Source organism: Gilliamella sp. Occ4-3 (genome assembly GCF_001690675.1).
Lineage (GTDB): Bacteria > Pseudomonadota > Gammaproteobacteria > Enterobacterales > Orbaceae > Gilliamella > Gilliamella bombi.
This window is the reverse complement of the sequence record NZ_LZHR01000043.1, coordinates 1-25033: the sequence shown is the minus strand read 5'-3', so window position 1 is coordinate 25033 and position 25033 is coordinate 1. Positions and strand designations below refer to the sequence as shown.

Below are 25033 nucleotides of genomic sequence, written 5' to 3'. Positions count from 1 at the left end.
CTCATTTTAGATATTTCCCCCTGTATTTTTTTAAAATTTCTCTATAATTTAGCATGTTACCGATAACAAGGGATATTTTATTTTAGAGGACCTATTTATGCCGTTAATAATAATTGCTATTGGTGTAGCACTGCTACTTATTTTAATGTTACCACTTCGAGTCAATGGTTTTATTGCTCTAATTCTAGTTGCGCTAAGTGTTGGTGTAATGGAAGGCATGCCAGTTATGGATGTGGTGAAATCCATAAAAAATGGAGTCGGAGGTACGCTTGGTAGTTTAGCCTTAATTATGGGCTTTGGAGCAATGTTGGGAAAATTATTGGCCGATTGTGGTGGAGCTCAACGTATCGCAACAACGCTAATTGAAACATTTGGTGACAAGAAAATCCAATGGGCGGTTACACTTACTGGTTTTATTGTTGGTTTTGCACTTTTCTATGAAGTTGGGTTTGTTCTTTTATTACCATTAGTATTAACTATTGCTGCAACGTTACGTATATCGCCACTATATATTGGTATTCCTATGGCTGCGGCTTTATCTGTGACCCATGGCTTTTTACCTCCTCATCCTGGTCCTACAGCTATTGCTGAAATTTTTAAAGCAGATATGGGACGTACCTTACTCTATGGTACTATCATCGGTATCCCAACGGTAATTTTAGCTGGACCTGTATTAGCAAGATTACCATTTATTCGCGTAATTAATCATCCAATTGAAGAAGGCTTATATAATTCTAAAAAATTTACTGATGAGCAAATGCCAAGCTTTGCAGTCAGTGTTTTTACCGCTTTAATTCCAGTTATTTTAATGTCAATTCGTGCGGTTTGCGATATGACTTTAGATAAAGGACATGCAGTGTTACCTTATGTAGAATTTCTAGGTGATCCAGTCATTGCAACTTTGATTTCTGTATTAGTTGCGGTATTTACATTTGGCCTTTTACGTGGACGCTCCATGGCTGAAGTTAATACTACTCTAGTTGATTCAATCAAAATTATTGCCATGATGTTATTAATTATTGGTGGAGGCGGAGCATTTAAACAAGTGCTTGTTGATAGTGGTGTAAAAGTTTACATTGAACAAATGATGCATTCATCGAATATTTCACCTATTGTAATGGCTTGGTTAATTGCGGCATTGCTTCGATTAGCGCTTGGTTCTGCGACTGTTGCTGCGTTGACAGCAGGAGGCATTGTGTTCCCTCTCATTGCTTCAACAGGGGTAAGTCCTGAACTGATGGTTATTGCAACAGGAGCTGGAAGTGTTGTATTTTCGCACGTTAATGATCCTGGATTTTGGTTATTTAAAGAATATTTCAATTTAAGTATTGCTGAAACCTTGAAATCTTGGTCACTATTAGAAACTACAATTTCTGTTTGTGGATTAGTAGGGTGCTTAGCTATTAATATGTTTATTTAATAAAACATTAAGAGCCGATTTTTTACCTCACCAGTTTTATTTAATTGGTGAGGTGTTTTCAATATATCTTCACTTATATTTAATTCTATTGTATTTTTATTTACTTTTTTATTTCAATATAGAATAAAATTTTCCTAGCCTTTTAAGTTAAAAGTAAGTAGAATGTCTCGGCAATATTTTATCAACAATTTAACTCAATGGTGAATATTGTCATGTCCCGTATAGTCAAAGAAGCTCTCACGTTTGACGACGTGTTATTAGTTCCAGCCCACTCAACTGTATTACCTAACACTGCTGATATTAGTACTCAATTAACCCAAACCATCAAGCTCAATATTCCAATGATTTCTGCCGCAATGGATACTGTAACCGAATCTGATTTAGCTATTGCACTTGCTCAAGAAGGTGGTATTGGGTTTATTCATAAAAATATGTCAATTGAAAATCAAGCCAATCATGTAAAACGTGTTAAGAAACATGAAAGCGGCATAGTACAAGATCCTGTATCAGTTCTACCAACTGCAACTATAAAGCAAGTTATCGAACTAGCTAAAGAGTATGGTTTTGCAGGGTTTCCAGTTGTAACTGAAACTCAAGAACTAGTTGGCATTATCACCGCACGCGATGTAAGATTTGCAACGGATCTTTCTTTACCTGTTACTGCGGTGATGACACCGAAAGAACGCTTAGTGACTGTAAATGAAGGTGAACAACGTGAAATCGTGCTGCAAAAAATGCACGAATACCGGGTTGAAAAAGTCCTTGTTGTTGATGGTCGATTCCACCTAAAAGGTATGATTACAGTCAAAGATTATAACAAAGCTGAACAAAAACCTAATGCTTGTAAAGACAAACAAGGTCGTTTGCGTGTTGGAGCAGCTGTTGGCGCAGCCGCTGGTAATGAAGAGCGGATTGCAGCATTAGTAGAAGCAGGTGTAGATGTATTATTGATTGATTCATCGCACGGCCATTCAGAAGGCGTACTTGAGCGTATTCGCCAAGCAAGAAAGTCCTATCCAGATTTACAAATTATTGGCGGTAACATCGCCACAGCAGAAGGAGCTAAAGCCTTAATTGATGCAGGTGTTAACGCCGTTAAAGTAGGAATTGGCCCCGGCTCAATTTGTACAACACGCATTGTAACTGGTGTTGGCGTACCTCAAATTAGCGCCATAATGGATGCTGTCGAAATTGCACAAAAACACAACATTCCTGTTATTGCTGATGGTGGAATTCGATATTCAGGTGATATTGCTAAAGCTATTGCAGCAGGTGCATCTTGTGTAATGGTTGGCTCAATGTTTGCAGGTACTGAAGAAGCGCCAGGTGAAATTGAACTATTCCAAGGCAGAGCATATAAATCATATCGTGGAATGGGTTCGCTTGGTGCAATGACAAAAGGATCTTCTGACCGTTATTTCCAAACTGACAATGCTGCTGATAAACTTGTGCCAGAGGGTATAGAAGGTCGTATTGCCTACAAAGGTTTACTAAAAGAAATAGTTCATCAACAAATGGGGGGATTAAGATCTTGTATGGGATTGACCGGTTGCGCAACAATTGATGAGTTAAGAACTAAACCTAAATTCTATCGCATTACTGGTGCTGGAATGAAAGAAAGCCATGTGCACGATGTACTTATCACCAAAGAACCACCAAATTACAGAGCTGGAGCGTAAAAAAAAGAAGAGGGATGCTTCCCTCTTTTTATGTACTGATTTAATGCCGTTTACCAATAAAGCGAACATTTAAACAAACATAATAATTGCTATCTAATATCTTAAATGGAGTAAATAAAGGTTATTTGGAAAAATTATCTTGTTTTTAGAGTTAATTCTAAATTTTGTGTATTTGCTAATTAAAGGTGAAAGGCAATTTAATCACCGAATTTTATATAATTTTATATTAAAAATACTCGAATATTGAAATTTCATATTAATTTATTCACATTGGGTAAAGTTCTGTAAATGATAATGGATGAAATTTAATAAACGGCTATTCAACTTAAAAGCTTACTATCTGGGAAAAAGATTACGGCTATACTTTGCCTTGTTTATAACCCTCCTTATTTCAATTTGCCAAGCGCTAATGTGATATCAGATCTCAATAAAATTAAACGGTCTAGACTCCTGAATTATTTTTACTCTCTGCAATATCAGAAGGTAAGATAATTATTTGCAATGAAAGCGAGCAAAAACAAAATAGGGAATATCTTTTAAAGATAGTACACGTATTAGTAAAACATCGATTCAACATTGATAATTTTATTGTGTTTAATAGACTTTGTTGTGTCTTTAATAATATCACATAGTAAAGTTGCAGACTGTTGTCCCATTTTAAATAGTGGTTTATTAATTCTACATAAATTATCTAATTCATTATATTTAAGTTCTTTAGAAGAGCTAAAATAAGAGATAGTGAGAGGTTGAGTCAGTTTTGATTTACTTTCATTGGCTTGATGTAACGCCCCTAAAACCATGCTATCAGGAGATTGATTGTGTAGGTCTTTATAATAAATTTCATCTAAATAGGTTAAGCTAAAATTATCGGCACAAATGACGGCTGATGGCGATTTACTGCCGTTTATTAATTTTTCTATTGCTGATCTGGCATGTTGATAAGTAAAACAACCTTGAATAATATATCGAGGCTCAATAACAATATTGGCACGTAGCAATGCTTGTTTATAACCTTGTAGCAGAAGTGCTGAATTTATCAATTGGTCATTATTAAGCAAAATAGCAACTTTGGTATGAGAATTTTCAGTTAAATATTTCGTCATTTGATATCCGATCAATAAATGATCAAAGTGAACGCAAATAAAATCAAGCGAAAAGTGATTAACTAACACAATGGGTGGTAATGTATCTTTATAAGAAACCAGTGTTTTTAAATATGGAGCATCATTGATAATGATAATACCGTCAAATGCATTTTGGGCTACATAACGAATAATATGATGGATATCGTTTCTATTATTATAAGGAAACTGCAAATAAAACAGTTGATACTGCTCTTTTTTCAAAGCTTGTTCTAAACCAAGATTGATTAAACTTTTTGAAAAAAGTTGATTATCAATAATTAATATCTTTCTACTGTTATGTATTGATTGAAAGGGTTTTAAATTTTTTGATGTATCTATATTTAATTCCTCAATAGCTTGATAAACGCGTAGTTGAGCTTGAGGGGAAGTTAAATGTGGTTTTTTTAATACTCTTGAAACCGAAGCAACTGAAATATTAGCTTTTGTAGCAATATCCGATAGAGTGATTTTTGTCATATTAACGAATAAATTTTGATTAAAGTGGCTTATTACTTTACGGATATTAAGCTAATTTGTAAGGGATCAGATTTTGTTTTGTCGATCTATGTTCCAAAATATTTATCAAAGATATTAAAATCAGCTTAGATAAATATGAGTTCTCAAAAAAATACTGAAACAAAAAAGTTGATTACTAGAAAATCAGGTAAAAATTTGTGTTTTATTATTAATAAAAAAGATAGAATTGAGTCCTTATGAGATAAGGAAAGAAAAAGGAACCTTATATGATAAAGAAATTTTTACTTAGTACAATTTTGTTTACATTTAGTTATTGTGCTTATGGTCAATTACTTGATATCAACCCTAAATATCGTGGTGATCCTTTTTTTATTAGTGTTAATATGCAGCAATTGAAGCAAGATTGTACAAAAAATGAAGATGAATATAATCAATTAAATAAGCAAGACAAGTTAAGATATGATAATCGTTGTCCGTTGAATAATTTAAAATTTGATTTTAAACAGTTAGATAAATTGATTAATGATGATCCTTTTGTCTATAATGGTAATGATTTTCAACTAAAATTGAGCATTAACCCAATTAATCCTAAGATCAAAAATGAGGACGATTTACCTAATTTGGGGCGAGATATTACGTTATCTTTAATTAGCAAAAATCAGGTAATAGATAAACTTTTTTTAGCAAATAATTCTTTTTCTAATAATCCTAATCTTTGGAATGGCTATCAGCATTACTATATTGCTCCAAGTGGCGATATTTACACATTATTGACAATAAAAGCAGAACCTATTGAGGATGAGTCTGGGACTTTTCCTACATTATGGAAGCATTATAATATTGACGCTAGTAATATGAAATTTGAGCTTAAAGAGATGCTAATTGAAATGCCAGAAGCATCTTATCAAATTATCTATCCTAATCAATTTAATACTAATTCTCACGAAGGCGCTGTTGAATATGGTTTAACATTAGAAGAGTCCATTGCACTGTTTAATCAATCAGTTAAAAATGGCCTTTCTGATTATAGTCTTGATTTTAGAGTCTATCGTTATTATCAAGATCAACTAAAGGAAAAAATAAAATTATTTGATAATAAAAAACAACAGCAAGATTCATTGTTGTCATTACAACAAAATATAAATACAACGTGTTTAATTACATCCGCGCCGATTTATGAAAGTGATATTGAACCTTATTTAGACAAAGTTTTGACTTGCTTAATTGATCAATATCGACAGGCGATCAAACACGTGGAAGATGAGTTAGCCAATTAGTATTATTTGGAAATCAATATAATAAGCGAGAATAAATTTTATTAGTAAAAGAGAATTAATTATTGGTGAAAACTAAAAAATCATCTTATTAGTTGAATAGTCAAATAACCGGTGAAAATGTAAACTGATAAATTCATTTTCGAGTATTATCAAAAACTCAGTATCAAGCCATCTTAATGATGGCTTATCGTTTTAATGTTCAGAGTCACAGCCAAATAAAATCTATTCATCTAATGCTATTGTTATATATCTTTTTCCGCTATCTTTGACAATATAGTGATATAATTACCGTTAATTTTTTTATTTGGGTTTATAAATATGTCTGCATGGAATATTGCTATTGTGGGGGCGACAGGACAAGTGGGTTCTGCGCTAGTTGAATTATTACAACAACGTAGTTTACAAGACAATAGTCTAAAAATTGAAAATCTCTATTTGGTCGGTAGTGACAATAGTGCTGGTGAAGTTGTTCGTTTTGCTGGTAAAAATTTAACTGTTACCGATAGTACACAAATGGACTGGAGCCAGTGTCATTTTGCCTTTTTTGTTGCTGGTTCTGAAACAAGTGAAAAATATGCACAAATTGCGGCAGAATCAGGTTGCGTAGTGATTGATGCAAGTGGCTATTTTGTTCAGCAGGATCATATTCCATTAGTAGTACCTAAAGTTAATAACAGTGTATTAACTGAATACCGTAATGAAAACATTATAGCTGTAGCTAGTGCCACAGTGTGCCAATTATTGCGTTGTGTTGCGTCGTTAACTGATATTGAGTTATTAACCAATTTACATGTCACCAGTTTTATTCCGGCCTCATTGTATGGTAAGCCAGGAGTGGATGAGCTGGCTGGGCAGAGCGCTCGCTTATTAAATGGCATGCCAGTTGATAATCAGTTATTTGACAAGCAATTAGCATTTAACTTATTACCCGTATCGCACGAACATGATGATTCAATATTAGGTGAAAAGTCGCAAGTTAATCAAATTCGTAAAATATTAAATAATTATGAACTTCCTGTCTCTATTGAGTTAGTAATTGTGCCTGTGTTTTATGGGGTGTCACAAGCTATTAATGTATCAAGTAGCTTACCGATTGAGTTAGATATGGCACGTTTTAGCGAGTTTGGGGTTGAAGTGCAAAGCGATAATCTGCCAACTCCTGTTACCGAAGTTAGTATAGAGTCTGAAGGTCAGCTAACTATTAAATTGGCTAATTTGAGACACAGTTACGGCCATTATGAACAAATTCAATTTTGGTCAGTTGCTGATAATATTCGTTATTTAGGTGCATTAATGTTAATTGAGACACTTGAGATCCTCATTAATGACTATATATAAAATTGCCCTTGGTATTGAATATGATGGTAGTAATTACTTTGGCTGGCAACGACAGCAGTATGTTGATTCTATTCAAGAAAGACTAGAATCCGCACTATCGACAATTGCTAATTCACCAATAAACGTCTTTTGTGCTGGTCGCACAGATGCTGGTGTACACGCAACTGGTCAAGTTATTCATTTTGAAACCCAAGCTATGCGATCAGCTAGTGCTTGGACAATGGGAGTGAATTCTCATTTACCTGATAATATTGCGGTGCGTTGGTCGCAAGTAGTTGATGATGGTTTTCATGCGCGGTTTAGTGCGACTGCTCGGCGTTATCGTTATGTGATTTATAATCATCGTTATCGGACAGCAATTTTAGCTAAAGGAGTATCGCATTATTATTTACCTTTGGATGAAACCTTAATGCATCAAGCTGCACAGTATTTATTAGGTGAGAATGATTTTTCATCCTTTAGAGCTGCGCAGTGCCAATCAAGAACACCTTGGCGTAATATTCATCATATCGAAGTTTGGCGACAAGGTGAATTTATTATTGTTGATATTAAAGCTAACGCGTTTGTTCACCATATGGTACGTAACATTGTGGGCAGTTTACTTGAAGTTGGTGCGGGTAATCGACATCCAGAATGGATTAGTGAACTTTTACAGGCTAAAGACAGAACGAAAGCTGCTGCAACAGCAAAACCTGAAGGATTATATTTAGTTCAGGTGGATTATCCATCAGAATATCAAATACCAACCCAAGCATTAGGCCCATTATTTTTAAAATAAGTTGGATAATAAGCAAACAATAAAAAGTTAATTAAATTAAAAAGATAAATGTAATGAAGACTGATCGAACAAGCACAAATAAAGATTCTAGAAATCAAGAAGCGAAAAAATCAAACTTGCATAATATCAAGCTTCCACCACACTCAATTGAAGCTGAACAAGCAGTACTTGGTAGCTTGATGCTTGATAATCAACGTTGGGATGCTGTATCTGAAATGATCACTGATCGCGATTTTTATTCGCGTCATCATCAACTAATTTTTTCTGAAATGCATACATTGGTCAGTAAAGGTACACCAATTGATTTAATTACCCTTTCTGAAAGCCTTGAAAGTAAAGATGTTTTAGCTGATGTTGGTGGTTTTGCTTATTTGGCTGAACTTTCAAAAAACACACCAAGTGCGATTAATGTTGTTGCTTATAGTGATATTATTCGCCAACAAGCGATTTTACGTGAATTAATTAGTGCATCAAATGATATTGCTGATAACTGTTATGCAACAGAAGGGCGAGATAGTACCGAAATTTTAGATTTGGCGGAAAGCAAAATATTTCAAATCGCTGAAAGCCGAACTAAACAAGGTGAAGGTCCAAAAAGTATTACCGAAGTGCTAGAAGCAACGGTAGCTAAAATCGAAGAGTTGTTTCAACGTCCACATGATGGTGTGACAGGGGTTTCAACAGGTTATATCGATTTAGATAAAAAAACGGCTGGTTTGCAACGTTCCGATTTAATTATCATTGCGGCAAGGCCATCAATGGGTAAAACCACTTTTGCTATGAATTTGTGCGAAAATGCTGCGTTAGAACAAGAAAAACCAGTATTAATATTCAGCTTAGAAATGCCTTCAGAACAAATCATGATGCGTATGCTAGCTTCGCTTTCACGTGTTGACCAAACGAAAATTCGAACAGGACAACTGCAAGACGATGATTGGGCAAGAATCTCAAGCACAATGGGACTATTGCTCGAAAAGAAAAACATCTATATCGATGACTCATCAGGTTTAACGCCAATGGAATTACGCTCAAGAGCAAGACGTATTTATCGGGAACATAAAGGCTTAAGTATGATAATGGTTGATTACTTACAGCTTATGCGTGTACCGAATATTTCTGAAAATCGGACTTTAGAAATTGCCGAAATATCGCGTTCATTAAAAGCCTTGGCTAAAGAATTACAAGTTCCTGTTGTTGCACTATCTCAGCTTAATCGTAGTTTGGAGCAACGAGCCGATAAAAGACCAGTTAACTCTGATTTACGTGAATCAGGCTCTATCGAACAAGATGCTGATGTGATTATGTTTATCTATCGTGATGAGGTTTATAACGAAGCTTCAGAACATAAAGGCATTGCTGAAATTATTCTAGGAAAACAGCGAAACGGACCAATTGGGAAAGTTCGATTAAAATTCCAAGGTCAGTTTTCGCGTTTTGATAATTATGCTGATAATAGTAAATATTTGGATGATGAATAACAATTAAATTAATAATAACAGCGTAAAATGGCTTAAAAATATCATTACGCTGTTTTTTTATAGCTGTAAAAAAGTATTTCTAAAAACGGCTTCTTTGCAATAGTTACAAGAATAATTTTAGTGGCGTAATTTTTTGCTAGTAATAAACTGATAAACCTGAGCAAATAAAAATATGGTTGCTTGCAAAATAACAATACAAGCACTGGTTGATGCATCTGCATAATAACTTATCAAGGTGCCTGCCACCGTTGAAAATGTAGAAACTAACACAGCAATTACTAACATCCATTCAAAACGTTTAGTTAACGAAAAAGCAGTTATACCTGGAGCTATCAGCATAGCAATAACTAAAATCATCCCCGCTATTTTTAACGAACCTACAATGGTTAAAGCTAACACACTTAATAAACCATAATGTAATAGTTTAACTGGTAGTCCAACAACTTTAGCTTGTACAGGATCAAAGCAGTAAAGCATAAGATCACGGCGTTTTATAATAACTAAGATTGATACAATTGTAGCAATAAATATGATCTTTTTAAGCTCGTCATAACTAGTGCCAAGTACACTACCAAATAGGATATGATTTAAATGCTGTGAAGTATCTACTTTTGAAAATAATACTAAACCAAAAGCAAACATACCCGAAAATACAATCCCCATTACGGTATCTTCTTTCAATCGGCTGTTTTCTTTGATATAACCTGTTGCAACTGAGCAAAATAGGCCTGAAGCAAAAGCACCAATTATAATGGGAATACCTGCTAAATAGGCAAGCACAATTCCAGGTAAAACCGCATGCGAAATTGCATCCCCCATTAATGACCAGCCTTTTAAAACTAAAAAGCAAGAAAGCAAAGCACAAACTATACCAGTTGCTAGTGCAGCTAAAATTGCTCGCTGAATAAGAGGAAGGGTCAGAGGATAGTAGATAAATTCCCAAAACTCGGTCATACCTTTCTCCCTTTATTTAAACGGCTTTTACGGATCTGAAGATGATTGGCAATAAGTCCTTGCTTTGGTGCAAATAAAAATGTGGCAATAAAAATCAGCGTTTGTAGCGTTACAATAACGCCACCAGTTTCGCCATTTAAAAAGTAGCTAATCCAAGCACCAACAGCACTAGTTACAGTGCCAATAAGAACCGAGATAATCAATAGCCGAGAAAATCGATTAGTCAGTAAGTAAGCGGTTGCCCCAGGGGTAACAACCATAGCTATTACTAAAATAGCCCCAACTGTTTGTAATGCTGCAACGGTACATGCGCTTAAAATAGTAAAAAATAGGATTTTTAGTTTTAATGGTTTTAATCCAATCGATCTGGCATGAGTTTCATCAAAAAAGACAACTAACAAATCCTTCCAAAAAAAGAAAAGTAGTATAAATGATACCAAAATAATGATTTGCACTTGCCACATATCGCTATCATCAATTCCAAGAATATTACCAAATATAATAGTTTGTGCGTTAACAGATGTTGGATTGAGCGAAATAATTAACAAACCGACAGCAAAAAAGGTTGAAAAAATAAAACCGATAGTGGCGTCTTCTTTTAAGCGTGTAAAGGCACGAACCAACGTAATTGCAAGTGCCGCTAGTAACCCAGTAAAAAATGCTCCAATTGAATAAGGTAGTCCAAGTGCATACGCACCAGCAACACCAGGTACAACAGAGTGCGATAGCGCATCGCCCATTAGTGACCAACCTTTTAACATTAAAAAAGCCGATAAAAAAGCACAAGCAGCGCCAACAATACTACTTACCCAAATCGCTTTAAGCATAAAATCGTAGGTAAATGGTTCAAGTAAAAGTTCCATTTATTGTTACCCCTTGGGTTTATTATCGTAATGGTCAATCAATAAATCTCGATGGGGGGAATCATGCTTACCTTCGCCATAAAAAATAGCAGCACGCTCATCGTCAGTTAATATGGATACTTTACGAGGATCTTCGTCATCATGCAGTTTCTCGCCTGATAAACTAAGGTAACGTAGTGCACCACCAAAGGTGGTCATTAAATTTTGCGGTGTAAAAGTTGTTTTAGTTGGACCAAAGGCCAGTACAGTTTGATTAATTAATACCACTTGATCACAAAATTCAGGAACACTACCTAAGTTATGGGTTGAAACTAAAATTAAATGGCCTTCTTCTCGCAGATCTTTCAATAAATCAATAATGGCATTTTCGGTTTTAACATCAACTCCAGTAAAGGGCTCATCTAGCAACAACACTTTACCTTGTTGAGCTAATGCTCGAGCTAAAAATACTCGTTTTTTTTGCCCACCAGAAAGTTCGCCAATTTGACGATGCTTAAAATCAAGCATGTTCACACGTTCAAGAGCAATATCAACTTGTTTTTTGTCTTCTTTGCTTGGAATACGTAAAAAAGACATATGCCCGTATCGCCCCATCATTACTACATCCGACACCAGAACTGGAAAATCCCAATCGACTTCTTCGGTTTGTGGCACATAGGCAATGATATTTTGCTTTAAAGCTTGCTTTACTGAGAAATCATTAAAAGTTACACGCCCACGGGTTGGATGAACCATTCCCATAATGCTTTTAAATAACGTTGACTTGCCACTACCATTAATACCAACTAAAGCACAAATAGTACCACCGTTTAAGCTAAAGCTAGCATCATAAATTGCAGTATGGCCATTATTATAAGTCACCGTGATATCATCAACTTTCAAGCAAATTTGAGTCATTATTTTTCAAATCCTTTAGCAATAGTTTCAACGGTCACTTTTAACAAATCAATATAAGTTGGAACAGGACCATTTTTAGTTGAAAGCGAATCGACATACAAAACGCCACCATATTTAATATCGGTTTCTTTGCTCACTTGTTTAGCGGGTTTATCTGAAATAGTACTCTCACTAAAAATGACAGGAATATCATTTGCTCTCACTAAATCAATTAATTGCCTAACTTGCTGAGGTGTGCCTTGTTGTTCAGCGTTTATTGGCCATAGGTAAGCTTCTTTCAAATTATAGTCACGAGCTAGATAACTAAAAGCTCCTTCGCTGGTCACAAGCCAACGTTTTGACTCAGGGATTTTGGCCAATCGTTCACGTAATGGTGCATCAAGTGCTTTAATTTTAGCAATATAATCAGCAGCATTTCTATTATAAATAGCCGTATTTTTAGGATCATATTTGACAAATGCCGCGCGAATATTTTCAATATAAATTAAGGCTAGTGTTGGCGACATCCAAGCATGTGGATTAGGGTTACCTTTATAGCTTCCTTCTCGGATTGGCATTGGCTCAATACCTTCAGTCACAACAACGGATGGGACATCTTTTACATCTTCAAAAAAGCGTTTAAACCAAAGCTCTAAATTAAGACCATTCCATAACACTAAATCTGCTGAAAGCACTTTGGTAATATCTTGCGGGGTAGGGTCGTATTCATGAATTTCTGCGCCGACCTTGGTAATTGACTCTACTATAGCAGCATCACCAGCTACATTTTGCGCAATATCTTGAATAACCGTAAAGGTAGTAACGACTTTAAATTTCCTTTCTGACGCTTGTGCAGATTTGTGCATACCTGTCAAAATAATTAACGAAGTTAAAATAACCTTTAATAATATTTTACGATTTTTCAAAAAATTGAACTTCATTAGCGACTCCTAGCGTTTAACTCATAAACAAATAGCAAAATTCAGTGATTGTTTCTAACAAATCTAACAAATATCTTTCAATTTAATTACTTGTAGTAGTGACACTTCATTGCCAATTATTTATAGCAATAAATTTAAATGTTAATGAGAATTATTATCATTTAAAAGGTAAAAGTCAATTTTTTTTAAAGTTCACGATCTCAATTAACTTTAGACATAGCTATGTTATTAATTCATTGTATATAAAACCAAAATAATTAGTAGCTAATTCCGTCTATTTAAATAATAGTTAAAGTAGAAAAGATTATTTATTAAATCATATTAATCTAGCTTTATACTATGAAAAACACTTGTTGTTTTACCTTATTTTTTAATAAAGCGAGGCTTAATATGAAACTGCGAAAAGTGATGATTATCGGCGTGGGTAATGTGGGATCAACAACGGCTTATACATTGGTTAACCGAGGTATTTGCGAAGAAATTGCACTTGTTGATCTTAATAAAGAATTAGCCTATGGGCATGCACAAGATTTACTAGATGCGGCAGCCTATCGGCAAAACATGGTCAAAGTTAGCCTGCGTGAATCGACTGATTGTTCAGACATTGACATAGCCATTATCACCGTCACATCAGGCATAGCTCAAAAAAGCCGTGCAGAAGAGCTTGCAGGAACCTCTAAAATCATTGCCAACATAGTGCCTGATATGATGAACAATGGTTTTAAAGGCATATTTTTAATTGCCACCAATCCTTGCGATGCAATTACATATCAAGTCTGGAAACTATCTGGCTTGCCTCGTCATCGAGTGATTGGTACAGGAGTATGGCTTGATACGGTACGTTTGCGTCGATTATTGGGTGAAAAAATGGATATTGGTCCACAAAGCATTGATGCCTTTATTGTAGGTGAGCATGGTGATTCACAATTCCCTGTTTGGTCGCATTCATCGGTTTATGGAATTAATCTTAATGATTTAGAAAAAAACAAAATTGATTTTGAACAAATTGGCACGCAAGCTCGAAAAATGGGCTTTGAAATTGCTAACCGTAAGCATTGCACCGAATATGGCATAGCTAGCACTATCACCGAAATTTGCCAACATATATTCACTAATAGCCACCGAGCATTAGCGCTTAGTTGTATTTTAGACGGCGAATATGGCTATAAAAATGTTGCAATTGGTGTTCCTGCTATTTTAGACCAACATGGTATTAAAAAAGTGATCAAGCTCGACTTTAACGAAAATGAAAAAAAACTCTTTGAAAAAAGTGTAAATATTGTAAAAGGGTATATTGATCATATCAAATTACCGTAGCACAAATTATTTTCGCTATTGCTTGAATAGTGCGCTAACCTAGCGTTATCTATTTGTGGCGTCATTGCATACACAATACGCCACGAACAAGGTTTTTATAACGATCATGGAAGAAAAAGAAATAGTTTTGAAATATAACTGCTAATCTTCTAAGATGATTTTAAGTTGGTTTTCAAGTTGATTATAGTTAGCATCACTTAAAAAATGGTAATGAGTATCTCTGATATGGCTGGCGATTTTTTTATATGTATTAAGATGTTCAGATACGGGATAGCAAGCAATATAATCATTAAAAGCGGTAACATCAGCAACGTCAGCAAACTGCTTTTTATATTGAGATGATGCAGTTTGAGTATTGGCGAACGTATAATTAGTATTAAACCAACTAAACAACAATATAGTTAATAACAATGGTATTTTTTTCATGGTTGCATTTTTCCTAGTTATTTCCTTTTATCAGTGAGATATTGCACACTATTATTTCTTATTTTAATTTAGCATATTAAATCTATACTCTGTATAGATTTATTAAAATCAATCACAATCAACATGCAACCTTTTTTTAGCACATTGCACACACTCAAACAAATAGCCAACGAACGTCCCGTCTTTCGATAAAGACGATTTTATCAATTCTTCGGGATAGTCTTGGATATCATCTAAGATTTCATCAAAATAGGGTTCAATTTCTTTGGCTCCAACATAACCAATAAAAGCACAAGGTTCGTTACAATGCGATAACCAAACTTCCTGTTGCCATGATGAATAACTCGGGGTTTTTAATACTATTTCGTCTAACATTTCGGATGGCACATCTTCTACGCCATAATTATCGTTGAATTGACCTTGATATTTTTCTGCAGCCGAACCATCGGCAATACACCATGGGCAGATATAATCAGGATCTTCAACACAATAAGGTACCAAATTATATTTTATTGTTCGTTTTTGATTACAAACGGAACAAATTCCCTTTTCATTAACAAAAATATCGAGTTGATATGCATTTGGGTGATATTTAAACATAGGTAAGCACATCACAGACTCCTTTATTATAATAAAATTAAGATTATATAACCTAAGTGAGTTCAATACAAAATAATTAAATGCCAGATTACTATCATCAGCAAGTTGATAGTTGAATAGTAATTCTTGAAAGTTAAGTCTAAAAAATATACTAAGTTAAAATACAAAAAATAGCTGTAACAAAAATCACACTATTAACCAACACTTCAAGTGCGACAAACCCGATTAAGTTACCAGTGGGTGAGCAAAGTTTTGCAGATATAGGCATGATGGTTTCTACATTAAGATCAAGTAACTTAGTAAGTATAAGTTACTTAGTCACACGTTATAACTATTGGGGAGATGATGATGGAGACGGACAAAGTGGAGTAACGACATTTGAGAATTTGATGTTGAGTATTATAGATAAAAATAACCAAGCAATAGGCTGTAGTGATGTATTAACGATATGTAATGCACCTTATAAAGTGGAATTAAGTAGTCATAATAACCAAATTGCTAGCCTATAAGTGTTTGATTTTATTTAGAAATGCAAATAAAAACTTAAATAAAATCAATAGTCTACCTGAACGTTTTTAGAGCAAAACACACTTATAGCACCACAATATTAATATGCTTGCCTTATCACAGCATCAAAATATACCGATAACGAAATAAAGCTAGCACGCCAAACTGGGCTGTTGGGCGTGTTTGTGTTTTAGATGTTATCAGCAATATTAATTATTCCGCAAAAATCAAAAAGTCCTAAAGCTAACACCCTATTTTAATTATAAAATTCACCTATCTCTAAAGCTGAACCGTTTTCATCTTTACATTTCTTTACAAAAAAGTCCGCAAAAAAACTAGTCAATCATCCCTTAAACGGCTATACTTTCATCGCTTTAGAAAGGTGAGCTTATTAAATAAGCGAATAAACATAAAAATTCAAATAAAACAAAATATTACTTGACAGGTGAAACGAAATGCAGTACCATTTTAGGCACAAGGCACAAGGCACTGGCAAACCTATGTCTTAAATTTATCAAATAATTCTATTCGACAAGTTTTTACTCGAAACTTATTTATACCTTCCAAATTATTTCTCGAATTATTTTCGAAATTATCCACAAAACTATCTTTAAAAATCCCATTGGCATTAGCGCTATTGTTGTTATTGCCGTACTCTTTAGAATCGCAGGCATTATCGGCCACGACTTCTGAGCGCATTCACGGTACTGCGCCTTATTTAACTATTGATGGCGGTGTTACTAAAGTGACTAAAATAGAAGACTTATTAGGTATTAAGTTATCAGATGGTCGAATATTCACACCGCAAAATAATCCTTCATCACCAACAGCGCCAATCAAGTTGGCTAATGTAGGGGATACCTTGGCTGATATTGAAATGATAGTCCCGCCATTAAGCGACTCAATAAATATAAATGACTTAGTGGCACAAGGTAAATGGGGAGATGATGATGGAGATGGACAGGGAGTAAATGGTATTTCCGCATTAGGAAGTATATCGTTAGCAATAACGGATAAATATGGTAATACCGTTAGTCGTGGTGATGCATTAAGTCTATGTCATGCCCCTTATAAGGTAACCTTAAGTAGTACTGGAGGAAATTTAGCTACGCAGTACGGTGTACCCAATAGTAGTACTTTTAGTGGAGGCACTGCGGAGTATTATATCACTTTACCGTTACAGCCCGTTATTTGTTTGGCCAGGCCGAATTTGTATTTGGGTGGCACAACTGGCTTGGGTTGGGACAAGCCAACCTTTGCTGGTCCATCTAACATATGGAATCCAGATAAGGGCTTTTTAATTCAGTCAGCAAACCCATCATCTTACGGCCAAAATTTTCCAACTACAGGTTCAGATGGCTTGTATTTTGATTTGGATGTAGGTGGGCTTGATGCAAGTCAGTTGAGTTGGACAGTTAAAACAAATGGTAGTATACGTGCAACGGTGAGTTGGACAAAGCCGCGTACAGATTCACACATAGACTCACGTAATCGTAGAGTTCCACACGATAGTTGGATTAAAGATAAATCCAAGAATGTAACACGGGTAATGTTAAATGGTCCAAGGGCAAGTAGTACTCAGATAAATTCATATAATCCTAGTTCACTAACACGTCCATCTTTGCCACAGACCTTTGAGTTAGTCGGTAAGGATAGTCGAGGCAATGAGGTTCGGTATGGCTTTAAGTTAAGGCAGTGGTTCGTCAATCGGGGAGATAAAACAGATACTCCTTCTAATCAAACAGCATGGTGTAATAGTTTGGGTTATCGAATAACACAGGTCAAAGATTTAACTAACGCAAAGTGTGGTGTAGATAGTTCATTCCCATGTATAAATGGCACAGATGGTGCTTCACCTAGCTCATCACTTAATTATTACATGCGTCACATAGGTGCAGGCTTTTTAACAGAGTGGGGTAACATGGAGAGCTACGCTGATGTGGGCTTTATTTTCAACTTCTACTTTGCGAGTGATGCAACAGGTAGCAATGACTACTTTATCATGCCGCATGGCAAGACTTACAAGGATGGGCCCACTACTACCCCTTACGCTGTCTGCACCACACCTTAGTTTTTAGCGTTTAGTCCTTAATCCTTCGGGTGCGGAAGGTGGTTATGGTGCCTGAGGGGATAATATAAAAAAGAATAAAGCCCCCGCGCAAGTTGGGGCTCTGAGCAGGCAAAGCTTACGAGCCTTGTCAATCTATCAGTTGTTTGCGTTGTTCTTCAACCTTTAGCCTTCAATGCTTAGGGTGTTGGATAAGTTTAAATAATTTATTTAACAAATTATATGTTTGTTGGCATGGAAATTTATTAGTAATGCTAGAAACTTATAAAAATAAAATATTATTTGATAAAGGAAATAAAATGAAGTATCCAAACCATTTAACTGCTGAACGTATTTTATTTTGCAATATATGTTTGCTTTTTTTTATTTTATGTAGTGCCTTTTATAGTAGTTATTCATTTGGGGGTAATCGTAGTGATGCAATAATACTTTCATCTAGCCCATTACCACCATTACCAGAACCGCCACCGCCACCGCCACCACCACCGCCACCGCCGCCGCCACCACCACCGCCACCACCACCGCCGCCGCCACCGCCGCCGCAGCCGAAGCCGAAGATTTCGCTTTTTGTAAGGCCGAACCTGGAGTACGGTAGAAATTCTTTCGCAGGTGCTCCTGAGTGGGATCCAGATAGGGGATTCAAAGTTTTAGCCAATGATGAAGGGGCTTACAAAAATAATTTTCCAACAATGGGGGCAGATGGTTTATACTTTGATATTTTAAATACATCCGTTCAAGATTTAAGCCAATTAACTTGGTCCCCTCTTGAGTATGATGGAATAAAAGTAACGGCGCACTGGACAAGGCCAGATCAGCGTGATAATTGGATTAAAGATAAAGGGCAATTTGTAGTAAGAGTATGGTTAAATGGTCCTAACTCGAGAGAATATTCAAACCCGAATCCTGGGAGAATTCACAAGCCAAATTTACCACATACCTTCGTACTAGAGGGCAAGGATGCTAGTGGGCGAGTAATGGTGAAATATGGATTTGAATTGAGGCAGTGGTTCGTTAATCGGGGAGGTCAACACGCTCACTTTGATGATCAAAAAAAATGGTGTGAGAGTTTGGGTTATCGTTTACCACTGGTAAAGGAGTTAACCAATGCGGTCGCAAAAGGCCGTGAGACTATGCCAGGTGCAACACCTAATTCATCAGAGAACAAGTACCATCGTCGAATAGGTGGAGGTTTTTTCTCGGAGTGGGGCTACATGAAAGACTACGTTGATGCGGACTTCACTTATCGCTCCTGGACAGCTGACGAAACGAAAAATATCAGTAACTTTCACTACTCTGTCAATACTGAAACGGGCCACATCGGCGCTAGCCTAGATTACGTCTTTATTACTAACGTTGATTGCACTACACCTTAGTTTTTAGCGCTTAATCCTTAGAGAGCAGAAGGTGGTTATGGTGCTTGAAAGGACAATATAAAAAAGAATAAAGCCCCAACGCAAGTTGGGGCGCTGAGCAGGCAAAGCCTGCGAGCCTTGCGCTTTAATGGCAGAAAATCAAAATAGCACCCCGACCGATACGACTTAAAAGCTTGCGCTTTTGTTATTAACTGACTGTTATTAACTGGCTGTTATTAACAAGTTATTATTAAATAACTATTATCAAATAACAAAAGCGCTTTTATTAAAAAGCCAAATTCAACGTAATAAAAAACTAGCTTATAAGTGTTTGATTTTATTTAGAAACGCAAATAAAAACTTCAATAAAATCAATAGTCTACCTGAACGATTTTAAATTAAAAAACACGCCTATAGCACCACAATGTTAATCAGCCTGCCTTATCACAGCATCAAAATATACCGATAACGAAGTAAAGTTAGTACGCCAAACTAGGTTGTTGGGTGTGTTTGTGTTTTAGAAGTTATCAGTAATATTCATCATTCCATCAAAGGTCAAAATGTTTGTAATCTGACATTATATTTTAGTTAAAAAATTCACTTATTTTTATAACTGAATCATTTCTATCTTTATGTTTCTTTGAATTTCTTTACATTTCTTTACAAAAAAATCCGCCAAAAAACTAGCCAACAATTTTTAAAATGGTTATACTTTAACCGCTATAGGAAAACAAGCTTTTTAAATAATCAGAAAATAACAAAAATTTAAATAAAACAAATAATTACTTGACAGGTAAACCATAATGCATTATCATTTTAGACACCAGACACCAGACACCAGCACTGGCAAACCTATGTCTTAAATTTATCAAATAATTCTATTCGACGAGTTTTTACAAAAAACTCATTTATACCTTCCAAATTATCTCTCAAATTATTATCAAAATTGTCCCGAAAAAGCTTATTGGTGTTGGGGCTGTTATTATTGTTATCTTCATGGAATTTACAGGCGAATGGCAAAAAATCTCGAACAGGTAATCGTAGTGATGCAATACTGCTACCGTCGCCAGTTATCAATTATGTAAGACCAAATCTACTTTTGGGTGATGACGAAAGAGCGGGTCCAGCTGACATATGGAATCCTTATAAGGGCTTTTTAGTACAATCAATTGATTTTGAATCAATTCATCCTGAATCATACAGCCTAAATTTTCCGACCACGGGTGGGCATAATTTATATTTTGATTTACTCATAAGTGGAGTAGATATAAATGAATTGACATGGGAACCCGTTACTTTGGGGGGAATCACTGCGACAGTGACAAATGTTGTAGCTAATGATAAGTGGATTCCTGATGAAGACAAGGGACAAGTTGTCGCCCGTGTTAAGCTAACAGGTCCAGAGGCAAGAAATCAATGGCTTAATCCGAATCCTAACCCAATTGCTAAGCCAGTGTTACCGCAGACGTTTGAGTTAGTGGGTAGAGATATTAAAACTAATGACGAGGTAGTAAAATATGGCTTTAAGTTAAAGCAGTGGTTTGTTAACCGAGGAGGTAAATACGATACAGCACCAGCTCAAATAACATGGTGTCGTCGTTTGGGGTATCGTCTTACGCAGTTAAGAGATTTAACCAATGCAGTCAGAACAACTAGTTTTCCTATTTCTAGTGCCACGCCGTCTTCATCTGAAAATTATTACCAGCGTCGAATTGGAGCTGGTTTTTTCACGGAGTGGGGTTACATGTCGCATTATGCTAATGCGGACTTCGCTTACAGCACTCACGCCCACTATGGTTATTGGACGAGCAACGCCATACCCGGCCGTCAGTTCTATGTCTACTCCGACACTGGCTACATCAATAGTAATCACATGGGTGCCACCTTCGGCTATTATGCTGTTTGCACCACACCTTAGATTTAGTGTGTATTTCTTAATCCTTAAGATCTGGAATAGTTTATGGTGCAAATAGAGGATAATATAACAAAGGACAGTGCCCCTCGCAGTTGGGGTACTGAGCAGGCAACCCCTACGAACCTTGCGCTTTTGTTATTAAATATAAAAGCGCTTTTATTAAAAAGTCAAATTCAACGTAATAAAAAACTAGCTTATAAGTATTTGATTTTATTTAAAAATGCAAATAAAAACTTCAATAAAATCAATAGTCTACCTGAACGATTTTAAAGTAAAAAACACGCTTATAGCACCACAATGCTAATATGCTTTCCTTATCAGAGCGCCAAAATATACCGATAACCAAGTAAAGCTAGTACGCCAAACTGAGCTGTTGGGTGTGTTTGTGTTTTAGAAGTTATCAGCAATATTAATCATTCCATCAAAGGTCAAAATGTCTGTAATCTGACATTATATTTTAGTTAAAAAATTCACTTATTTTTATAACTGAATCATTTCTATCTTTATGTTTCTTTAAATTTATTTACATTTCTTTACAAAAAAATCCGTCAAAAAACTAGCCAATTATTTTTTTAACGACTATACTCTTATTGCTATAGGAAAATAAGCAAACAATTACAAAAAATTCAAATAAAACAAAATATTACTTGACGCGAGGAACATAATGCAGTATCATTTTAGGCACAAGGCACAAGGCACAAGCACTGGCAAACTTATGTCTTAAATTTATCAAATAATCCTATTCGACAAGTTTTTACTCGAAACTTATTTATATCTTCGAAATCATTTCTCGAATTATTTTCGAAATTATCCACAAAACTATTTTCAAAAATCCCATTGGCATTAGCGCCGTTGTTGTTATTGCCGTACTCTTTAGAATCGCAGGCACTATCGGCTACTACATCTAATTACATTCACGGTACTGCGCCTTATTTAACCTTTGATGGCGGCGCGACTCATGCTGATTCAGTTAGTCCCTTATTATCAGTAACATTGCCTGGAAACAAAATTGTTACTGTATCAAATGATAGCTCAAGCATGGAAAACCCATTAGTGTTAGATAAACTTTCAGCCACTTTTGCAGATATCAAGACATTAGTACCTCATAGGGATTATCCAGAAGTATTGACCGATAAAGTTATTGATGACAATGGTTATTGGAAGGATGATGATGGCGATACACTTCATCGTGTCAATTCAAGTAAATTAAAAATTAAATGGCAAAATTTATATGGTCAAGATATTACTAATTATGTGAAGGATAACTCAGATAAAGCATTAAATGGCTGTGATGCACCTTATCAATTGACATTAGAAGCGGAAGATGTGAGCATTAAGACAGAACATGGTATTCCTACTGAAAGTGATAAATTTACTGGAAATAGGCATACCTATTATCTTTATCCCAAAATGGATAAACCACAATTTTGTTATGCTATGCCTAATTTAGAATATGATTGGCATTCAAATGATATACCTTACGATGGTGCTGTTTCTTCTCTTAACGATCCGCATGGCGATTGGAATAAATATAGAGGGTTTTATGCTTATAATCCAGCGAATCCTGGAGCAAACTTTCCAACCACAGGCTCTCATAATTTATTTTTTTACTTGAGTGTTGCAGGAATGAAAGCGCAAGATATAGTAAATAAAAATGGTCGAACAATTTCGACGGGAGGGGTAACATTAACGTTAAATGCTGAAAATAAGCTACCTACAGGGCTTGTAAAAATAAACTTAACGGGTCCTAAGGAGAGTAATCCTAGTTCTTTTATTCCTTCAACATTTTATTTACACGATAAAAATAATGACCCATTGTATAGTTTTAGGTTAGAGCGTTGGTATGTAGCTAAAAAAGGCGGTGCAGGCGGTTATCAAAATGCAGTAGCATTTTGTAATAACTTTAATGGTGGTGGGTATCGTATGCCCAAAGTGCTTGACTTTACCAATGCAAATAGAAATGATGGTATGCCAAATTGGCAAAATGGTATAACAGACGGAAGCTATTTACGAAAAATTAGTTATAAAGCGAATGGTTATTGGATGGGGGGATTACTTAGCGAATGGGGACGTATGACACAGCTTTACTATAAAGACAGTGATTGGGAGTTTTTTAGGGTAGGCGATCCCGATTGGAATAACACTAATTTGGCGCATTATTGGACTTCAGACCAACGAGTGAACAATGGCATTGTAGAAAATTATGTTGTAGAAGCTAATGCTGGTATAGTTGGCAGTAGGTTTCATTCGGATCAATACTATAGAGTGGCTTGTGTTACACCTTAGTTTGCAGCTACTATCTAAAACACGTCTAATCATGGTTATTTAGGCAAGAAAAAGCTAAATTTTTTGCCAAGATAACCAATAAAATTCACATTGATGTAGACTAAGAATTAATGTGGTTGCTAATTAGTTTTTAAGCAATATGCCAGTAAATGCTATTTTTCTTATTTAAAAAGTAAAATGTCTAACAAATATTGAGCACACACTTTAATAGAAATTAACCTTAGATTTAAAATATTTATAAAAATAGTTAACAATAAACTATATTGTTAAAAAGTGGGTTTTGTATCAAAAAATATTCTATAATTGTGAAAAAGCATTGATATTAAAAAGGTGGTAAATAAATGGAACAAAAAATTGGTTTTATTGGTTTAGGTAACATGGGCAATGCCATATTGCAAGGTATTTTGGGTAGTAATATTGTGCCGGGAACCCAAATTTATGTTTATGATCATCATCAAGAAAAAGGTCAAGTTCTTAATCAAACTTATTCAGTAAATAATCTTGATTCAGCAAGAGATGTTGCTCGTGAAGCCGATATAGTTTTTGTTGCGGTTAAACCTAATGTGATTGTTGATGTACTTGTTGATATTCAAAAAGAATTAAAGAAAAATACCATCGTTATTTCAATTGCGGCAGGTGTTACCATTAAAACAATTGCCAAATGCGTGGGTTATGAGCAAAAAATTATACGAGTTATGCCTAACACACCAGCCCTTGTTAATGCCGCTATGTGTTCAATTACCCCTAATACCGAAATTACCGATGAAGAATTGTCTATTGTTCAACAATTGTTAAATTGTATTGGTGAAACGGAAGTTGTTCCTGAAGATTTAATTGACGCAGTTATTGGCGCAAGTGGATCTTCCCCTGCTTTTGTGTTTATGTTTATTGAAGCATTAGCTGATGGTGCGGTTAAAGGCGGATTATCAAGAAAACAAGCTTACAAGTTTGCTGCTCAAGCAGTTTTAGGATCGGCAAAACTATTATTAGAAACAGGTAAACATCCAGGGGAGTTAAAAGATATGGTCTGCTCACCTGCGGGTACAACCATTGAAGGTGTGCAAATACTTGAAGGTAAAGGATTTAGATCAGCTGTTATTGATGCAGTGGAAGCAACGATTAATAAATCTAAATATCTTGCGGAAAAGTAAATATAAAATTATCTATATTTTATATTTATTAAGTAATTTTAATGGCATTACAAGTTAAAAGGTATGATTAAATATTAATTATTGTTGGGTGTGAGCAATATAAAAAAGTGTTTAATGAGGAGTAGATAAAATATCTTTCTTTAGCTATGAACAATATTAATTTAAAAAATGGCAACTAATACTTGATGATTTGAATAGGTAAAATA

General features: G+C 35.2%; 21 protein-coding genes. 14 read left to right on the top strand and 7 right to left on the bottom strand.

Annotated features, from left to right (window positions below):
- Positions 1-79: 79 nt before the first annotated feature.
- Complete coding sequence (gene gntT / locus A9G44_RS04880; protein ID WP_335340417.1) at positions 80-1420, top strand: gluconate transporter; 1341 nt, start codon at positions 80-82, stop codon at positions 1418-1420.
- Positions 1421-1632: 212 nt separating this feature from the next.
- Entirely contained in the window at positions 1633-3099 is a 1467-nt protein-coding gene (gene guaB / locus A9G44_RS04875; RefSeq protein ID WP_065609461.1) for an IMP dehydrogenase, read from the top strand.
- Positions 3100-3653: 554 nt separating this feature from the next.
- Here guaB and A9G44_RS04870 read toward each other — a convergent pair.
- Positions 3654-4700, bottom strand: a complete 1047-nt coding sequence (locus A9G44_RS04870; RefSeq protein WP_065609459.1) for a LacI family DNA-binding transcriptional regulator — start codon at positions 4698-4700, stop codon at positions 3654-3656.
- 266 nt (positions 4701-4966) lie between these two features.
- Between A9G44_RS04870 and A9G44_RS04865 the strand changes: the two genes are divergently transcribed.
- From A9G44_RS04865 to dnaB, 4 genes are all read left to right on the top strand, one after another.
- A complete protein-coding gene (locus A9G44_RS04865; protein WP_065609457.1) occupies positions 4967-5977 on the top strand; it encodes a hypothetical protein in 1011 nt (336 codons plus the stop codon).
- Positions 5978-6295: 318 nt separating this feature from the next.
- Positions 6296-7315, top strand: a complete 1020-nt coding sequence (locus tag A9G44_RS04860) for an aspartate-semialdehyde dehydrogenase (protein ID WP_065609455.1) — start codon at positions 6296-6298, stop codon at positions 7313-7315.
- Positions 7302-8093 carry a tRNA pseudouridine(38-40) synthase TruA gene (gene truA, locus A9G44_RS04855; protein WP_065560164.1) on the top strand — a complete coding sequence of 264 codons (792 nt, stop codon included), beginning with the start codon at positions 7302-7304 and terminating at the stop codon, positions 8091-8093. The genes A9G44_RS04860 and truA overlap by 14 nt, the downstream gene beginning before the upstream one ends.
- A 53-nt stretch (positions 8094-8146) precedes the next feature.
- On the top strand, positions 8147-9571 hold the full coding sequence (dnaB, locus tag A9G44_RS04850) for a replicative DNA helicase (RefSeq protein WP_034909856.1): 1425 nt from the start codon (positions 8147-8149) through the stop codon (positions 9569-9571).
- 117 nt (positions 9572-9688) lie between these two features.
- Here the strand turns inward: dnaB and A9G44_RS04845 are convergent, their stop codons facing one another.
- The 4 genes from A9G44_RS04845 to A9G44_RS04830 are packed head-to-tail and all read right to left on the bottom strand — an operon-like array spanning position 9689 to position 13130.
- Positions 9689-10525: a metal ABC transporter permease gene (locus tag A9G44_RS04845; RefSeq protein ID WP_065560162.1), complete on the bottom strand. Its 837-nt coding sequence runs from the start codon at positions 10523-10525 to the stop codon at positions 9689-9691.
- Positions 10522-11388 carry a metal ABC transporter permease gene (locus A9G44_RS04840; protein ID WP_065609453.1) on the bottom strand — a complete coding sequence of 289 codons (867 nt, stop codon included), beginning with the start codon at positions 11386-11388 and terminating at the stop codon, positions 10522-10524. Before A9G44_RS04840 ends, A9G44_RS04845 begins: the two co-directional genes overlap by 4 nt.
- A gap of 6 nt (positions 11389-11394) precedes the next feature.
- Positions 11395-12285 (bottom strand): manganese/iron ABC transporter ATP-binding protein, encoded by an 891-nt coding sequence (locus A9G44_RS04835; RefSeq protein ID WP_051634116.1) that lies wholly within the window; start codon positions 12283-12285, stop codon positions 11395-11397.
- Entirely contained in the window at positions 12285-13130 is an 846-nt protein-coding gene (locus A9G44_RS04830; RefSeq protein WP_257006581.1) for a metal ABC transporter substrate-binding protein, read from the bottom strand. The genes A9G44_RS04835 and A9G44_RS04830 overlap by 1 nt, the downstream gene beginning before the upstream one ends.
- A gap of 465 nt (positions 13131-13595) precedes the next feature.
- On the opposite strand from A9G44_RS04830, the gene A9G44_RS04825 reads away from it, so the two are divergent.
- On the top strand, positions 13596-14522 hold the full coding sequence (locus tag A9G44_RS04825; RefSeq protein ID WP_065590692.1) for an L-lactate dehydrogenase: 927 nt from the start codon (positions 13596-13598) through the stop codon (positions 14520-14522).
- Positions 14523-14663: 141 nt separating this feature from the next.
- Here the strand turns inward: A9G44_RS04825 and A9G44_RS04820 are convergent, their stop codons facing one another.
- Together A9G44_RS04820 and A9G44_RS04815 are read right to left on the bottom strand one after the other, a co-directional pair.
- Positions 14664-14948: a hypothetical protein gene (locus tag A9G44_RS04820; RefSeq protein WP_065609449.1), complete on the bottom strand. Its 285-nt coding sequence runs from the start codon at positions 14946-14948 to the stop codon at positions 14664-14666.
- A gap of 108 nt (positions 14949-15056) precedes the next feature.
- Entirely contained in the window at positions 15057-15560 is a 504-nt protein-coding gene (locus A9G44_RS04815; protein ID WP_065590690.1) for a CbrC family protein, read from the bottom strand.
- A 254-nt stretch (positions 15561-15814) separates the two neighbouring features.
- Between A9G44_RS04815 and A9G44_RS04810 the strand changes: the two genes are divergently transcribed.
- The 7 genes from A9G44_RS04810 (at position 15815) to proC (ending at position 24827) form a co-directional block, all read left to right on the top strand.
- On the top strand, positions 15815-16057 hold the full coding sequence (locus A9G44_RS04810) for a hypothetical protein (protein WP_034909842.1): 243 nt from the start codon (positions 15815-15817) through the stop codon (positions 16055-16057).
- A gap of 620 nt (positions 16058-16677) precedes the next feature.
- On the top strand, positions 16678-18126 hold the full coding sequence (locus tag A9G44_RS04805) for a hypothetical protein (protein ID WP_143426315.1): 1449 nt from the start codon (positions 16678-16680) through the stop codon (positions 18124-18126).
- A 296-nt stretch (positions 18127-18422) separates the two neighbouring features.
- Complete coding sequence (locus A9G44_RS13260; RefSeq protein WP_143426314.1) at positions 18423-19496, top strand: hypothetical protein; 1074 nt, start codon at positions 18423-18425, stop codon at positions 19494-19496.
- 964 nt (positions 19497-20460) lie between these two features.
- Positions 20461-21393 (top strand): hypothetical protein, encoded by a 933-nt coding sequence (locus A9G44_RS04790; protein WP_065609441.1) that lies wholly within the window; start codon positions 20461-20463, stop codon positions 21391-21393.
- 42 nt (positions 21394-21435) lie between these two features.
- Complete coding sequence (locus tag A9G44_RS04785; protein ID WP_065609440.1) at positions 21436-21660, top strand: hypothetical protein; 225 nt, start codon at positions 21436-21438, stop codon at positions 21658-21660.
- Positions 21661-22227: 567 nt separating this feature from the next.
- Entirely contained in the window at positions 22228-23676 is a 1449-nt protein-coding gene (locus A9G44_RS04780) for a hypothetical protein (protein WP_143426313.1), read from the top strand.
- A gap of 341 nt (positions 23677-24017) precedes the next feature.
- On the top strand, positions 24018-24827 hold the full coding sequence (gene proC, locus A9G44_RS04775; protein ID WP_065609438.1) for a pyrroline-5-carboxylate reductase: 810 nt from the start codon (positions 24018-24020) through the stop codon (positions 24825-24827).
- Positions 24828-25033 lie beyond the last annotated feature (206 nt).